Genomic DNA, 15718 nt, shown 5'->3' with positions numbered 1-15718 from the left:
CCCCGGACCCCTGCGCGTATTTCGGGCAAGACGAAACCGCCCGCATGAAAAGGATGAGAGAATGGAAGACTTCACCCTGATGACATTGCTGACCGTGTTCGAGGAAATCTTCGGGCGTTGGCTGTTCTGGGCCATGGTTGCCGTGGCCGTTATCATTACACTTGGCTATATCTATGTTCTGGTGCGCGACCGCGCCATGTCGATGCGCAAGTTTCTGCTGGCGCAATTGTCGATGCCCTTTGGCGGGATAGCTGCGGTGGGTTTTGTCATGATGATGACCAATTCCGGGTTTTCTGACATTGGCGGGCCGATCGACTGGATTGTGCTGCTGGGCGTTTTTGCCGCAGGGGCCGTGGGTTTCGCAATTCTGGTTTATGTGGTTCAGTCACTGATGCGGGGCAAGGAGGCTGACATCTGACCCCCGCCTGACTGAAGACCGGCCAAGGGGTGCTCCTCCGACATGACCCTGGCCTGCCAGCCCGCGCTCTTCCTCCCAAAGGCGCGGGCTTTCGCTGTTTTTGGGCTTGGCAGCCGTGGGGGGCGGGCGTATGGTCGCGTCATGAAGACCTTGACCCGCATGATTTGCTGCTGCATTTGCCGCTGAGTTTCCGGCGGGCGGTCTTGTTGTCATTTCCCTGATCACTGCATCCCCCGCCCGCGCGCCAGCATGGCCCGAGAGGAGAGGACATGACCAAGATACGGTTGCACAATTCGCGCACCCGCAAGCGGGAGGATTTCACCCCGCTGGACCCTGAAAATGTCCGGATGTATGTCTGTGGCCCCACGGTCTATGACCGCGCGCATTTAGGCAATGCGCGCCCTGTGGTGGTGTTTGATGTGCTCTACCGGTTGCTGCGCCATGTCTATGGCGCGGATCATGTAACCTATGTGCGCAATTTCACTGATGTTGATGACAAGATCAATGCGCGCGCGGCGTCTATGCAGGCGGATGGCGACACGCGGCCCCTGAACGCGATTGTTCAGGCGCTGACGGATGAAACGATTGCCTGGTATCATGCCGATATGGATGCGCTGGGCGCGCTGCGCCCGACCCATGAGCCGCGCGCGACGCAGTTCATCACCCAGATGATTGCCATGATCGAAGGGTTGATCGCCAAGGGCCATGCCTATGAGGTGTCGGGCCATGTGCTGTTTGATGTGCGGTCCTACCCAGACTACGGGCGGCTGTCGGGGCGGTCGGTGGATGACATGATTGCAGGCGCGCGGGTGGAAGTGGCCCCCTATAAGCGCGACCCGATGGATTTTGTGCTGTGGAAGCCCTCCGATGCGGCCCTGCCCGGTTGGGACAGCCCATGGGGGCGGGGGCGGCCCGGCTGGCATATCGAATGCTCGGCCATGAGCCATGAACTGCTGGGCGCGAGTTTCGACATTCATGGCGGCGGAATCGACCTGCAATTCCCCCACCATGAGAACGAGATCGCACAAAGCTGCTGCGCTTTCCCAGATGCCGGGTTCGCGCGCTACTGGCTGCATAATGAAATGGTGCAGGTGGAGGGGAAGAAAATGTCCAAGTCTTTGGGCAATTTCTTTACGGTGAGGGATTTGCTGGATCAGGGAATACCGGGTGAAGTGATCCGCTACGTTGTGCTGATGACCCATTACCGCAGTCCGATGGATTGGACCGCCGCCAAAGCCGAAGAAGCAGCACAAACACTATTCAAATGGCGCAAGCTTACCGAAGGTGTCGTCCCTGCAAACGTTGCTCAAGAGAGTGTTCTTGACGAGATTGCAGGTGATCTAAACACGCCGGGTGCACTCGCTGCACTTCACAAATTGGAGACTCAGCCTAGAGCGCTTCTATTCAACGCTCGACTGCTCGGGTTGTTGAATGATGGGCAAGGCGCTTGGTATTCGCGTCGAAAACTCTTTTACGCCGCAAATGACACACTAAAGATTTTGCTTCAGAAGCGCCGAATTGCGAAAGAAGAAAAGAACTTTGCCCGTGCAGACTGGATTCGGGATGCACTGAAGAAACGCGGTATTTCGATCACTGATATGCCGGATGGAAAGGTCAAGCCTCAAACGTCTTTTGATTTCGCCGATGCCTATTTTGATAAAATTGAGCAGTCAGAGCGTAAGGAGGTCTTCGGCGATCTCTATAAATCGGACGGCAGCATTGACGCTTCTGCGCTTGTTGATCGGTATATTAGTTTGGTCGCTTCAGAATTACTGGATGAATTGGAGCGCATCGAATGACTTTTTCGCAACGCAAGCGTAGCCCCCGATCCGAGGGGGGGGGCGTTTTCGCCCCCGCCCTGGGGGGCGGGTCGGGGGCGAAGCGGGATGCAGGCATCCCGCGCGCTCTGTCAGAGCTTGTTCGTAATGCGGTCGGGCGCTGCCCGCGTTCTGACAGGTCACACTTGCAAAGGGGACATGCCATATGACCCGCGAACGCCTCACCCTCTACGACACCACCCTGCGTGACGGCCAGCAGACGCAGGGCGTGCAATTCTCCACACCGGAAAAGCACGCCATTGCGGCGATGCTCGACAGCCTTGGTATTGACTATATCGAAGGCGGCTGGCCGGGGGCGAACCCCACTGACAGCGAGTTCTTCGCCGACAAACCGCAGACCAGGGCCATTTTCACCGCATTCGGCATGACCAAGCGCGCGGGCCGGTCGGCGGAAAATGATGACGTGCTGGCGGCGGTGCTGAATGCGGGCACGGATGCGGTCTGTCTGGTGGGCAAATCCCATGATTTCCATGTCACCACGGCGCTGGGCATCAGCCTTGATGAGAACCTTGAAAACATCCGCGCCTCCATCGCGCATTGTGTCGCGCAGGGACGCGAGGCGCATTTCGACGCGGAACATTTCTTCGATGGCTACAAAGCCAATCCCGACTATGCGTTGAAATGCCTGCATGCCGCCCATGACGCGGGCGCGCGCTGGGTGGTGCTGTGCGACACCAATGGCGGCACGCTGCCATCAGAAATCAGCACCATCACCCGCGCGGTCATCGACAGTGGTATTCCGGGCGCGCATATCGGCATTCATTGCCATGATGACACAGGGCAGGCGGTGGCCGGTTCGCTGGCGGCGGTGGAGGCAGGCGCGCGCCAGATACAGGGCACGCTCAACGGGCTGGGGGAACGCTGCGGGAATGCGTCGCTGACCACGCTGATCCCTACGCTATTGCTGAAACCGGCCTTTGCCGACCGCTTTGAAACCGGTGTCAGCCGGGACGCACTGAAGGGCCTTTTGCGCATGTCGCGCAAGCTCGATGATATCCTGAACCGTGTGCCGCTGCGGACCATGCCTTATGTGGGTGCGTCTGCTTTCGCGCATAAGGCGGGATTGCATGCCAGCGCGATTCTGAAAGACCCCACAACCTATGAGCATATCGACCCCGCGCAGGTGGGAAATGCCCGCATTGTGCCGATGTCCAATCAGGCGGGGCAGTCGAACCTGCGCATGCGGCTGGCCGATATGGGGGTTCAGGTCGAAAAGGGCGATGCGCGGTTGGGGGCCATTCTGGATGAGATCAAGGAGCGCGAGGATCAGGGCTATGCCTATGATTCTGCGCAGGCCAGTTTCGAATTGCTGGCGCGGCGCGCACTGGGTCAGGTGCCCGATTTCTTCGAGGTCAAGCGCTACCGCGTGACAGTAGAGCGGCGCAAGAACAAGTATAACAGGATTGTCACCCTGTCCGAAGCCGTGGTCGTGGTGAAAATCGGCGATGAAAAGAAGCTGTCCGTGTCGGAATCCATGGACAGCGAAGGGCATGACCGCGGGCCGGTTAATGCCCTGTCCAAGGCGCTGGCCAAGGATCTTGGCCCTTATCAGGCGGTAATCGACGACATGAAACTGGTCGATTTCAAGGTGCGCATCACTCAGGGCGGCACAGAGGCGGTGACCCGCGTCATCATCGACAGCGAGGATGGGCAGGGGCAGCGCTGGTCCACAGTGGGTGTGTCCCCCAATATAGTGGATGCCAGTTTCGAGGCACTGCTGGATGCCGTGATCTGGAAATTCCTGCGTGACGGGGTGCAACCATGCCAGAACTGACACCGGATGACGCGTTTCTGACGCTTTACAGTGATCTGGCACGCGAAGGGCCGGGGGCGGCGGCGGATCTGGGCTGGGCGCTGTCAGTTGCGGCAACGCCCGCTGACGCGCGGATATGCGACGCGGGCTGCGGGTCGGGGGCGGATACAGTGACCCTTGCCAAGGAACGGCCCAAGGCACAGATTGACGCCATCGACCAGATTGCGCAATTCGTGGCGGCTGCGCAGAAGCGCACAGCGCCTTTTGGCGCGCGTGTGCAGGTGCGGCAGGGCGATATGGCGGCGCTTTCTGGCCCCTATGATCTGATCTGGTGCGCGGGCGCGGTTTATTTTCTGGGCATCACCGAAGCCTTGCGCCTGTGGCGCGACGCGCTGGCACCGGGGGGCGCTGTGGCCTTTTCCGAACCTTGCCTTCTGGCGCGACCGTCAGCGGCTGCACGGGCCTTCTGGGCCGAATATCCGCAGATCACTGATGTCGCAGGCATTCGTGCCCGCGTTGCGGCGGCAGGCTACCGTGTTCTGGGCGAACAGATGCAGATCGGCGCGGCGTGGGAAGCGTATTACACCCCCATGTCCAGACGCATTGCCAGCCTGCGGCCCGGTGCTACGGGCGTTCTGGCCAACGCGCTGGACGAGGCAGAACAGGAAATCGCCCGGTGGAAAGCCGCGCCATCGGAAATTGCCTATGCGCTGATGGTGGTGGCCCCTGTTGATGGATGAACTTGCGGCCCTTGTGCAGCAGGGCGACCCCGATCGCTATGCCGCGACGATTGCCGCACCGGATGCGGCGCGCGCGGCGCTCTGGCCGCTATATGCGTTCAATCTGGAACTTGCGCGCGCGCCATGGGTGACGCAGGAACCGCTGATTGCCGAAATGCGTCTGCAATTCTGGGCGGATGTTCTGGATGATATTGCGGCTGGCAAGCCCGCACGCCCCCATCAGGTCGCGGCCCCGCTGGCGCAGATCTGGCAGGCGGCTGATCTGCCCGTTGCACTGGGGCAGGCGATGGTTGCGGCGCGACGCTGGGATATTTACCGCGCCCCGTTTGCCGATGACGCGGCGTTTCGCGCGCATCTTCAGGCAACATCGGGCAATCTGATGTGGCTGGCAGCGCTTGCGCTGGGTGCGCCCCCACAGGCCGAAATGCCGGTACGCGATATGGCCTTTGCGGCGGGGCTGGCGAACTGGCTTGTGGCGATCCCGCAGCTTCAGGTGGCGGGGCGCATTCCGCTTGTCGACGGGCGTGATGCAGCGGTGGCGGATTTGGCGCGCGACGGGCTGGCGCATCTGGCGCGGGCGCGGGCGCAGCGCCATCTGGTGCCCGCTGCCGCGACGCCTGCATTGCTGACCGGCTGGCAGGCGGGCGCGATACTGCGCCGCGCGGCCAAACAGCCGCAGCTGGTGGCGCAGGGGCGCTTGCGGCCATCGGAATTTGCGCGGCGCGGGGCTTTGGTACTGCGTGCCTTGTCGGGCCGCTGGTAGCTGCAGCGGATTTTATGATGATCCGGGGCAGATATGCCCGGAATGCTGCCCCGATTGCGCCTTGCGCCGCCTTGCCAAGCCCCGGCCCTGCCAGTAGGGTGCGCGCCAATTCGCCCCGTTGCGCTTGCTGCGGGGTGGTCCGTATGCCCGACTGTCGGGTGCAACAGCCTTAAGGAGCTTTCATGTTCGTCACCCCTGCTTATGCGCAAGATGCCGGTGCCGCCGGTGGTCTGATCTCGATCATCCCGTTTGTCCTGATCTTCGTGATCATGTACTTCCTGCTGATCCGTCCGCAGCAGAAAAAGATGAAGGACCACAGAGCGATGGTTGAATCGCTGCGCCGTGGTGATCAGGTAGTCACGCAAGGTGGGCTGATCGGCAAGGTTACCAAGGTCAAGGAAGATGGCGAGCTGGAAGTCGAGATTGCCGATGGCGTCAAGGTACGTGTGGTGAAACAAACCATCGCCACAGTCATGTCCAAGACCGAACCGGCGGCGAAAGAATAAACCCCGCTTTCGCCGGAATGCGCAATTCCCGCGCCGTTGCGCAGTGTTATTGCCGCATATGAACACAACACCATGTCAGGGCATTGAAATGTCTCATCCGAACACAAAGATGCCCTGAACACCCACAGATACCACAGGGACCACGCGCCGATGTTGCAAATACCGATGTGGAAACGCATCCTGATCTGGTCGACCTGCGCGCTTGCGCTTCTGTTCGCCGCACCCAACCTGTTTTATGAACGTGTGGAACGGCATAATGATGCTGTCGTCGCGCTTGAAACAGGGCAGGGCAACGCCGCACTGGAAGCGGACAGAGATGCATGGCCCGGCTTCCTGCCCGGTTTTCTGGTCAATCTGGGGCTTGATCTGCGCGGCGGCGCGCATCTGCTGGCCGAAGTCCGCGTGTCCGATGTCTATGCAGACCGTATCGACGGAATGTGGCCTGCGGTGCGCGACCGTCTGACAGCGGAACGTGCCAGCGTGGGGGGCGTGCGGCGCATGCCATCCGATGATGCAGGTGAATTGCGTGTGCGTATCGCAAACCCCGATGTCATTGATCAGGCGGCGACTTATGTGCGCGAACTTGCACAACCGACTGAATCTCTTGGCGGTTTCGGCGCTGCGCGCGATCTTGATGTGCGCGTGGAGGGTGAGGAAATTGTCGTCACCCTGTCCGAAGCAGAGCGCGCCGCGACCGATGAACGCACCATGCGCCTGTCGCTGGAAATCATCCGCCGCCGCGTGGATGAAGCTGGCACGCGCGAACCAACGATCCAGCGTCAGGGCGCAGACCGCATTCTGATTCAGGTGCCGGGTATCGGTTCGGCGGAGGAGTTGAAGGCGCTTATCGGCACCACGGCGCGGCTGACATTTCATGCGGTGGTCCGTGTTACATCAGACCCTGACGACGTGCCCGGGCCGCGCAATGTGATCTATCCGTCCATGGACGAGCAGGGTGTCTATTACATTGTGGAGCAGACGCCCGTTGTGACAGGCGACCAGTTGGTCGATGCGCAACCGGGCATGGACCAGAATAACCGCCCTGCAGTCAATTTCCGGTTCAACCCGGCGGGCGGGCGCGCTTTTGGTCTGTATACGGCTGAGAATATAGGCAATCCCTTCGCGATTGTTCTGGATGGCGAAGTGGTGTCTGCCCCTGTTATCCAAAGCCATATTGCGGGCGGGTCCGGTATCATAACCGGCCGTTTCACGGTTGAAGACACCAGTCGCCTTGCTGTGCTGCTGCGGTCCGGCGCATTGCCTGCGGAAATGGACTTTCTGGAAGAACGCACTGTCGGGCCAGAACTGGGGCAGGACAGCATTGACGCGGGCAAGATTGCCGCGATTGTTGCCATGATTGCGGTGCTGGGTTTCATGCTGGCCAGCTACGGCATTTTCGGCATTATTGCCAATATCGCACTGGTGCTGAATGTCTCGATGATTTTCGCGCTTCTGTCGTTGATCGGGGCCACGCTGACCTTGCCGGGTATTGCGGGCATTGTGCTGACCATCGGTATGGCTGTTGATGCGACCGTGCTGATTTTTGAGCGGATCCGCGAAGAAATGCGCACTGCAAAAGGACCGGCGCGCGCGATTGAGCTGGGCTATGAAAAAGCGCTGTCTGCCATTCTGGATGCCAATATCACCACGTTCATCACGGCGTTGATTCTGTTCGCAATGGGGTCGGGGCCGGTGCGGGGGTTCGCAGTCACGCTGGGACTGGGAATTCTGACATCCGTGTTTACCGCGCTTATGGTGACCCGCCTGATGATGGTCATCTATTTTGAACGTCGTCGCCCGAAAACTCTGACCATCTGAAGGAACACAGGCATATGCGATTGAAACTTGTTCCACAGGACACAAATGTCGACTTCTTCCGCTACTGGAAGATGACCTTCGGCGCGTCCATTCTGGCGATGGTGCTTTCCGTTGCGGCCTTTCTGGTGATGGGGCTGAATTTCGGCATCGATTTTCGCGGCGGCACGTCCATCCGGACCGAAGCGCAGGCCCCTGTCGATATTGCCGCCTATCGCGGTGCAATCGCGGAACTGGGGTTCGGAGATGTTGCGATAACGGAGGTATTTGACCCGGCCTTCGCAACGGACCGCAATGTTGCGATGGTCCGGATTCAGGCGCAGGAAGGGGTGGAGGCCATCACCCCCGAACAAATCAGCGCGGTGCGCGATGCGTTACAAAGCCTGGACCCCAGCCTGACATTCGCAGCAGTGGATTCCGTCGGGCCGAAAGTATCGGGCGAACTGATCCGCTCTGCGGTGATTTCGGTTGTGCTGGCGCTTGCTGCGGTGCTGTTCTACATCTGGTTGCGGTTTGAATGGCAGTTCTCGGTGGGCGCTGTTGCCGCACTGGTGCATGACGTGGTGCTGACCATCGGGGTGTTCAGTATCTTGCAGATCCGGTTCGATCTGGCGATCATTGCCGCACTTCTGACAATCGTGGGTTATTCTCTGAATGACACGGTGGTTGTGTTTGACCGCGTGCGCGAAAACCTGATCAAGTTCAAGAAGCGCCCCCTCAAGGAAGTTCTGAACCTGTCGATCAATGACACCTTGTCGCGCACGGTCATGACCTCTGTCACGACATTGCTGGCGCTGCTGGCGCTGTTCATTCTGGGCGGTGATGTGATCCGCGGTTTCGTCTTCGCAATGATCTGGGGCGTGATCGTAGGCACCTATTCATCCGTCTTTGTCGCATCGGCGGTGCTGCTGCGGCTGGGCGTGAAACGCGACTGGTCGAAGAACGCAGGCGATTCCGCGGGTACGCAATTCGGCGTCAAGGAAGGGTAACATGCACCTGTCCGAGGTTGATTTCGGCGCGGCGCGACCCGTTGACGGGTATGGGAAGGATTTCTTCCGCATAGGGGGAAATGTTCATCCCGCGCCACTGCTGCTGGTCGCCGGAGAGGTGCTGCCTTGGGGCGGGTATGACGACGATGCTGCGCTGCTGGAACTGGCGGGGCATGTCGATGTGTTGTTCATTGGCACTGGCGGCGCGATCGCACATATCCCGCCTGCATTGCGCGACAAGCTGGAAGCCGCAGGGCTGGGGGTGGAGATCATGGACAGCCCCGCTGCCTGTCGCACCTATAATGTGGTATTGTCCGAACAGCGGCGCGTTGCCGTTGCGTTGCTGCCTGTCGGATAGGGCGCGTTTGAGCATTTTTGCAAGATGAAGGGGCGGGCAGTGTCGAACAGGAGCGCATCTTGGGGCTGACCGTCACGAACCTGGCGTGCGCGCGCGGGGGCTTTCCGCTGCTGGAAAGGGTTAGTTTTTCCCTGAATGCCGGGCAGGCACTGGTGCTACGTGGTCCCAATGGCTGCGGCAAGACAACGCTTTTGCGAACTGTCGCAGGGTTGCAGCCAGCGCTGGCCGGGCAGGTGGACTGCCCGCCAGATTCCATCGCCTATGCCGCGCATGCGGACGGGCTGAAAACCACCCTGAGCGTTGCTGAAAACCTGTCCTTCTGGGCGGCCGTCTATGGCACGCAAGGCATTGATGCCGCGCTGGAGCAGATGAACCTGCGCGCCCTTGCGCCACGCGCGGCGCAAAACCTGTCGGCGGGACAGAAACGGCGGCTGGGACTGGCGCGGCTAATGGTCACAGGGCGGCCCATCTGGGTGCTGGATGAACCGACCGTGTCGCTGGATACCGCGTCAGTCGCACTATTCGGCGAGGTGGTGCGCGCCCATCTGTCGGGCGGGGGGATGGCGTTGATGGCCACCCATATCGACCTTGGCTTGCCAGAGGCCGGAATACTGGATCTGACGACGTTCCGGGCGGTTCTGCCCCCGCCCGGCAGCGGCCATTTCGACGAGGCATTCCTGTGATTGCGCTGCTGGTCCGTGACCTGCGGCTGGCCTTCCGGGCGGGTGGTGGCTTTGGACTGGGGCTTGCGTTTTTCCTGATCATTGCGGTTCTGGTGCCGCTTGGTGTGGGGCCGGAGCCGGAAATACTTGCGCGCATTGCGCCCGGTATTCTGTGGGTGGGGGCGCTGCTGGCCTGTCTGCTGTCGCTGGACCGCATTTTTGCGCTGGATTATGAGGATGGATCGCTTGATCTTCTGGCGACTGCACCTGTACCGATGGAAGGGGTCGTGTCGGTCAAGGCGCTGGCGCATTGGCTGACAACAGGGTTGCCGCTGGTCCTGATTTCGCCGGTCTTGGGCCTGTTGCTATATCTGCCGCCACAGGCTTATGGTTGGCTGGTTCTGTCGCTTGCGCTTGGCACACCGGCCCTGTCGGTGATCGGCACATTCGGGGCCGCGCTGACTGTGGGGCTGAAGCGCGGGGGCTTGTTGCTGTCGCTGTTGGTGCTGCCGTTGTATATTCCGACGCTGGTTTTCGGGGCTGAAGTGGTGGCGCGCGGCGCGCAGGGGCTGGATGTGGCCACGCCGCTTGCCCTGCTGGCGGGGATCACGGCAGGGGCTGTGGCATTATTGCCCTTTGCATCTGCCCTTGTGATCCGGATAAACCTTCGGTGAACGCCATCTCGGCAGGCTTGAGAGCGGCCCGAACTAAGGATAGGTGAGCGGCATGGCATCGCTTTGGGAATATGCAAACCCGCTGAAATTCATGCGCACTACGGACTGGCTGTTGCCGGTCGTGGCAGTGGCGGCGGTGGTGGTCACAACAATCGGTCTGGTCTGGGGGTTCTTCTTCACGCCTGATGATTTCCGCCAAGGGGCCACTGTCAAGATCGTGTTCATCCATGTGCCCGCCGCGATGATGGCCATCAATGCCTGGGTGATGATGCTGGTGGCGTCGCTCGTCTGGCTGATCCGGCGGCACCATGTCAGTGCATTGGCCGCCAAGGCCGCAGCCCCCATAGGGCTGGTGATGACCCTGATCGGGCTGATCACGGGCGCGGTCTGGGGCCAGCCGATGTGGGGGACATGGTGGGCCTGGGACCCGCGATTGACCAGCTTCCTGATCCTGTTTCTGTTCTATCTGGGATATATCGCGCTGTGGTCGGCGATTGATGATCCCGATACAGGCGCGGACCTTACTGCGGTATTATGTCTTGTCGGTTCGGTCTTTGCGGTTCTGTCGCGTTATGCCGCGCTGTTCTGGAACCAAGGGTTGCATCAGGGTGCGTCCCTGTCGGTTGCACCGGGAACGCGCATGGACTGGGCCTATAAGGCACCGCTTTATATCTGCATGGTCGGGTTCGGCCTGATATTCGTGACGCTTGTTCTGGCGGGTACGCGCACCGAAATCCGCGCGCGCCGGATGAAGGCGCTTGTTGCGCGCGAAAGGATGGCCTGATGCCTGATCTTGGCCGCTACGCATTGGAAGTTTCGCTGGCTTATCTGGCCTCTCTCGGGCTGATCGGGGCGCTGGTGTTGTGGTACTGGCTGCGTGGGCGTTCCGTGCGCCAGCAACTGGACGAGGTTGAAAAACGAAGGACTGGAAATGGGTAAATTCAGACCGCTGATGTTTCTGCCACCGCTGCTTTTTGTGGCGCTGGCGGCGCTGTTCTGGTTCGGCAATATGCGTGATGACCGCGATGCATTGCCATCCGCGCGCGAAGGGCAGCAGGCACCGGGCGTGATGCTGACACAACTGGGTGATCTGGCCTCGTTCGACGATGACACTTTGCGCGACGGAGAGGTCAAGCTGGTCAATTACTGGGCGTCCTGGTGCGCCCCATGCCGGGCAGAGCACCCGTTGCTGGAAGAACTGGCCACGGAACTGCCGGTTTACGGGGTCAATTACCGTGATCAGGCCGACCGCGCGCTGGATTTTCTGGATGAACTGGGCAATCCGTTTGCGGCCAGCGGGCAGGATGCATCGGGGCGCATGGCACTGGATTGGGGCCTTTACGGGGTGCCTGAAACCTATGTCGTGGCCGGTGACGGAACAATTGTTCTGCGCTTCGCCGGGCCTATCACGCGCGAGGTGGTGGCAAACCGCATCCGCCCTGCGATTGAACGGGCGGCTGCGCGATGAGCATTACGTATCAGTCTGAACCCAAGCTGAGTGCAGAGGAATTCCAGAGCGTGCTGGAAACATCGGGGCTGGCCGCGCGCAGACCGTCCGATCCGGCGCGACTGGAGGCCATGTTGCGCGGTGCGCAGGTCATAATTACGGCCCGTGATGGCACACGGCTTGTCGGTGTGGCGCGGTCCATAACCGACTGGGCCTATTGCCTGTATTGTTCGGATCTGTGCGTCGACAGCGCTTATCAGGGCCGGGGGATAGGCAAGGCGCTTCTGGAACGGACTGCGCTGGCCGCACCGGATGTGCGGACATGCCTGCTGCTATCGGCGCCTGCGGCGGTATCATTCTATGACGCTGCGGGTTTCAAGCGCCATGACGGCGCGTTCGTTTTCGCGCAGCGCACGTGATCATTCCCGCACAATAAACGCGATCACTTCGCGTGCGGTGCCTTCGGTCAGCACCAGTTCCCAGCGTCCCGGCTGGGTCATCTGCCCTGCGGCGGACCATGCGCCTGCACTGTCGGTGCCCGCATCAAGCGCGATCGGCTGACCGCCAGCGGGGCGCAGCAGGGCATGCGGGTCTTGTGCGCCGTCATGCGTAAGCGTCAGATCGACCCGATAGCCCCCGTCAATGGCGACTGCGGTTCTGATCTGCGGTTGTATTTCAACGGAATGCAGCAACAACGTCTGATTGGCCCCGACAATGGGTAACGGGTCGCGGACAAGCCATGTGACCGAAGCCATCAGGAAGATGAACCCCAGCACAAATGCCAGAAGGGCCAGGGCAATGACACGTGTCGACATATGTGCATCTCGTTCCGGGGGGTGATGATGTTGCCTAATGTCTAAGGCTGGTGGCGTCAACCGACAGGCAGGCGAAAACAAAAGACCCCGGCGCAATGGCCGGGGTCTGATGATTTTTCGTAGCCCGAAGCGCTGCGTTATGCCGATTTTGCCAGATCGCGCAGCACGTAATGCAGCACGCCGCCATGTTCGACATATTCCTTTTCAATGCCGGTATCGATACGGCATTTCAGGGTGATTTCCTTTTCGGTGCCATCCGCGTAGGTGATGGTGCAGGGCACTTCGGAAAGCGGTTTAAGATCGCCTTCCAGCCCGCTGATCGAAATGGTTTCCTGTCCGGTCAGGCCAAGTGTCTTGCGGTTGTCATCGCCGGTGAATTCAAACGGAATGACCCCCATACCCACAAGGTTGGAACGGTGGATGCGTTCAAAGGACTGCGCAATCACGGCCTTGACGCCCAGCAGGTTTGTGCCCTTGGCCGCCCAGTCCCGGCTTGAACCCGCGCCATATTCCACACCGCCGATCACGACAAGCGGCGTGCCCTGTTCCTGATACGCCATCGAGGCGTCAAAGATCGAGGTCTGCTGTCCGTCCGGACCCTTGGTATAGCCCCCTTCAACCCCGTCCAGGATTTCGTTCTTGATGCGGATATTGGCGAATGTGCCGCGCATCATGATTTCATGGTTGCCCCTGCGCGACCCGTAGGAATTGAATTCGCGCACCGGAACCTGGCGTTCGGTCAGGTATTTGCCAGCGGGTGTTTCGGCCTTGAAGCTGCCTGCAGGGCTGATGTGGTCGGTGGTGATCATGTCGCCCAGCATCGCCAGAATGCGCGCGCCTTTCAGGTTGGAAATGGTGCCGGCTTCGGGCCCCATGTCACGGAAATAGGGCGGGTTCTGGATATAGGTCGAGGATGCGGGCCAGTCATAGGTTTCTGAATCCGGGGTTTCGACCGACTGCCATTTCTCGTCGCCTTTGAAGACATCGGCATATTTCGACATGAAGGCTTCGCGCGTGACGGTTCTTTCGACCAGTTCGGCGACTTCCTTCTGGGTGGGCCAGATATCTTTCAGGTAGACATCCTTGCCGTCAGGCGTTTGCGCGATGGGGTCTTTGGTGATGTCGATATTCATGTCACCGGCCAGCGCATAGGCCACCACCAGCGGCGGGCTGGCCAGATAGTTGGCGCGCACATCAGGGCTGATGCGCCCTTCAAAGTTGCGGTTACCCGACAGAACGGATGTGGCAATCAGGTCGTTTTCGCTGATGGCTTTGGAAATTTCTTCCTGAAGCGGGCCGGAATTGCCGATACAGGTGGTGCAGCCATAGCCCACAAGGTTGAAGCCGATGGCATCCAGATCTTCCTGCAACTCCGCCGCTTCCAGATAGGCGGACACGACCTGAGAGCCGGGCGCGAGCGAGGTTTTCACCCATGGCTTGCGTGTCAGACCCAGCGCGCGCGCCTTGCGTGCCACCAGACCGGCCCCGATCATCACATAGGGGTTCGATGTGTTGGTGCAGGACGTGATGGACGCGATCACCACCGACCCGTCGCGGATCGTGTAATCTTCGCCGTCAACGCTGGCGGTTTTGCGCGGGTCCGCGGGTGCAGTGGGGGCAGGGCCTTCATCCGCCATTTCGGACGCCTGCGAACCGACCGCAGTACCGCGGTATTCGGACACGACATCCAGGAATTTCCGTGCGGCCTGATCCAGGGCAGTGTGATCCTGCGGGCGTTTCGGCCCCGAAATCGCTGGTACAACTGTGGACATATCCAGTTCCAGCGTATCAGTATAGATGGGCGCGTAATCCGCACCGCGCCAGAAGCCGTTTTCCTTGGCATAGGCTTCGACCAGTGCAATGCGGTCCTTGTCGCGGCCGGTCTGTTCCAGATAGCGCAGCGTTTCCTGATCGATCGGGAAGAAACCGCAGGTCGCGCCATATTCGGGGGCCATGTTGGCGATTGTCGCACGGTCGGCCAGTGGCAGATGGTCCAGCCCGTCGCCATAGAATTCGACGAATTTGCCCACCACACCCTTGGCGCGCAGCAGTTGAACGACTTTCAGCACCAGATCGGTTGCAGTGGTGCCCTCTTTCATCGCGCCGGTCAGCTTGAAACCCACCACTTCAGGGATCAGCATCGACACGGGCTGGCCCAGCATTGCGGCTTCTGCTTCGATACCGCCAACGCCCCAGCCCAGCACGGCCAGACCATTGACCATGGTGGTGTGGCTGTCCGTGCCGACCAGCGTGTCGGGATAGGCCACGGTGTCACCATTCTGGTCTTCATCGGTCCAGACAGTCTGGGCCAGATATTCCAGGTTAACCTGATGGCAGATGCCGGTGCCCGGCGGCACAACGCGGAAATTGTTGAACGCCTTCTGTCCCCATTTCAGGAAGGTGTAGCGTTCGATATTGCGTTCATATTCGCGGTCCACATTCATCTGGAACGCACGCGGATTGCCGAATTCGTCAATCATCACACTGTGGTCAATGACCAGATCAACCGGGTTCAGCGGGTTGATTTTCTGTGCGTCCCCGCCCAGTGCCTTGATTCCGTCGCGCATTGCCGCCAGATCAACCACCGCCGGAACGCCGGTGAAATCCTGCATCAGCACGCGGGCCGGACGGTATGCGATTTCGCGCGGGTTGCGGCCACCATTCTTGCCCCAGTCAGAGAAGGCCTTGATGTCGTCCAGCGACACGGTCTTGCCATCCTCGAAGCGCAGCATGTTTTCCAACACGACTTTCAGGCTGGCGGGCAGTTTCGAAAACTCCCCCAGACCTGCGGCTTCAGCAGCAGGAATCGAATAGTAAGCGACGGTCTTTCCGCCTGTGTTCAGGGTTCTGCGTGCTTTTGCACTGTCCTGTCCGACGATAATTGTCATGAGGTGGCCTCCCTTAAGGGGTTGAAGGGTTTTGCTGCGTTAGCATTTGCCC

General features: G+C 60.2%; 17 protein-coding genes. 15 read left to right on the top strand and 2 right to left on the bottom strand.

From position 1 onward, the window contains the following. The first annotated feature begins 61 nt into the window (after positions 1-61). The 15 genes from PUT78_RS09220 to PUT78_RS09150 all read left to right on the top strand — a co-directional run bounded on the left by PUT78_RS09220 (position 62) and on the right by PUT78_RS09150 (position 12382). Entirely contained in the window at positions 62-418 is a 357-nt protein-coding gene (locus PUT78_RS09220; RefSeq protein WP_274351958.1) for a DUF5368 domain-containing protein, read from the top strand. Between the two features lie 269 nt (positions 419-687). After that, complete coding sequence (gene cysS, locus PUT78_RS09215; protein WP_274351957.1) at positions 688-2217, top strand: cysteine--tRNA ligase; 1530 nt, start codon at positions 688-690, stop codon at positions 2215-2217. A 184-nt stretch (positions 2218-2401) separates the two neighbouring features. Then, complete coding sequence (gene cimA / locus PUT78_RS09210; protein WP_274351956.1) at positions 2402-4030, top strand: citramalate synthase; 1629 nt, start codon at positions 2402-2404, stop codon at positions 4028-4030. Continuing rightward, positions 4018-4749, top strand: coding sequence for a class I SAM-dependent methyltransferase (locus PUT78_RS09205; RefSeq protein WP_274351955.1), 732 nt, complete (start codon positions 4018-4020; stop codon positions 4747-4749). The genes cimA and PUT78_RS09205 overlap by 13 nt, the downstream gene beginning before the upstream one ends. After that, entirely contained in the window at positions 4742-5512 is a 771-nt protein-coding gene (locus PUT78_RS09200; protein ID WP_420793487.1) for a squalene/phytoene synthase family protein, read from the top strand. Before PUT78_RS09205 ends, PUT78_RS09200 begins: the two co-directional genes overlap by 8 nt. A gap of 182 nt (positions 5513-5694) precedes the next feature. After that, positions 5695-6018 (top strand): preprotein translocase subunit YajC, encoded by a 324-nt coding sequence (gene yajC, locus PUT78_RS09195; RefSeq protein ID WP_274351954.1) that lies wholly within the window; start codon positions 5695-5697, stop codon positions 6016-6018. A gap of 150 nt (positions 6019-6168) precedes the next feature. Further along, positions 6169-7836, top strand: coding sequence for a protein translocase subunit SecD (secD, locus tag PUT78_RS09190; RefSeq protein ID WP_274351953.1), 1668 nt, complete (start codon positions 6169-6171; stop codon positions 7834-7836). 14 nt (positions 7837-7850) lie between these two features. Beyond that, positions 7851-8822 (top strand): protein translocase subunit SecF, encoded by a 972-nt coding sequence (gene secF, locus PUT78_RS09185; protein ID WP_274351952.1) that lies wholly within the window; start codon positions 7851-7853, stop codon positions 8820-8822. A 1-nt stretch (position 8823) separates the two neighbouring features. Beyond that, positions 8824-9180, top strand: coding sequence for an Mth938-like domain-containing protein (locus PUT78_RS09180; RefSeq protein ID WP_274351951.1), 357 nt, complete (start codon positions 8824-8826; stop codon positions 9178-9180). A gap of 59 nt (positions 9181-9239) precedes the next feature. After that, entirely contained in the window at positions 9240-9863 is a 624-nt protein-coding gene (gene ccmA, locus PUT78_RS09175; RefSeq protein WP_274351950.1) for a heme ABC exporter ATP-binding protein CcmA, read from the top strand. After that, positions 9860-10516, top strand: coding sequence for a heme exporter protein CcmB (gene ccmB, locus PUT78_RS09170; RefSeq protein ID WP_274351949.1), 657 nt, complete (start codon positions 9860-9862; stop codon positions 10514-10516). Before ccmA ends, ccmB begins: the two co-directional genes overlap by 4 nt. A 52-nt stretch (positions 10517-10568) precedes the next feature. Beyond that, complete coding sequence (locus PUT78_RS09165) at positions 10569-11300, top strand: heme ABC transporter permease (protein WP_274351948.1); 732 nt, start codon at positions 10569-10571, stop codon at positions 11298-11300. Continuing rightward, on the top strand, positions 11300-11455 hold the full coding sequence (gene ccmD / locus PUT78_RS09160; protein WP_274351947.1) for a heme exporter protein CcmD: 156 nt from the start codon (positions 11300-11302) through the stop codon (positions 11453-11455). Before PUT78_RS09165 ends, ccmD begins: the two co-directional genes overlap by 1 nt. Next, positions 11448-11984 (top strand): DsbE family thiol:disulfide interchange protein, encoded by a 537-nt coding sequence (locus PUT78_RS09155; protein ID WP_274351946.1) that lies wholly within the window; start codon positions 11448-11450, stop codon positions 11982-11984. Before ccmD ends, PUT78_RS09155 begins: the two co-directional genes overlap by 8 nt. Further along, a complete protein-coding gene (locus PUT78_RS09150) occupies positions 11981-12382 on the top strand; it encodes a GNAT family N-acetyltransferase (protein ID WP_274351945.1) in 402 nt (133 codons plus the stop codon). The genes PUT78_RS09155 and PUT78_RS09150 overlap by 4 nt, the downstream gene beginning before the upstream one ends. Here PUT78_RS09150 and PUT78_RS09145 read toward each other — a convergent pair whose 3' ends face one another. Together PUT78_RS09145 and acnA are read right to left on the bottom strand one after the other, a co-directional pair. Then, a complete protein-coding gene (locus PUT78_RS09145; protein ID WP_274351944.1) occupies positions 12383-12778 on the bottom strand; it encodes a hypothetical protein in 396 nt (131 codons plus the stop codon). A 137-nt stretch (positions 12779-12915) separates the two neighbouring features. After that, on the bottom strand, positions 12916-15666 hold the full coding sequence (acnA, locus tag PUT78_RS09140) for an aconitate hydratase AcnA (RefSeq protein WP_274351943.1): 2751 nt from the start codon (positions 15664-15666) through the stop codon (positions 12916-12918). Between the last annotated feature and the right edge of the window lie 52 nt (positions 15667-15718).

This window comes from Roseinatronobacter alkalisoli (assembly GCF_028745735.1).
Taxonomy (GTDB): Bacteria; Pseudomonadota; Alphaproteobacteria; order Rhodobacterales; family Rhodobacteraceae; genus Roseinatronobacter; species Roseinatronobacter alkalisoli.
Note: the sequence above shows the minus strand (reverse complement) of the source record. Positions and strands in the feature narration are given on the sequence as shown.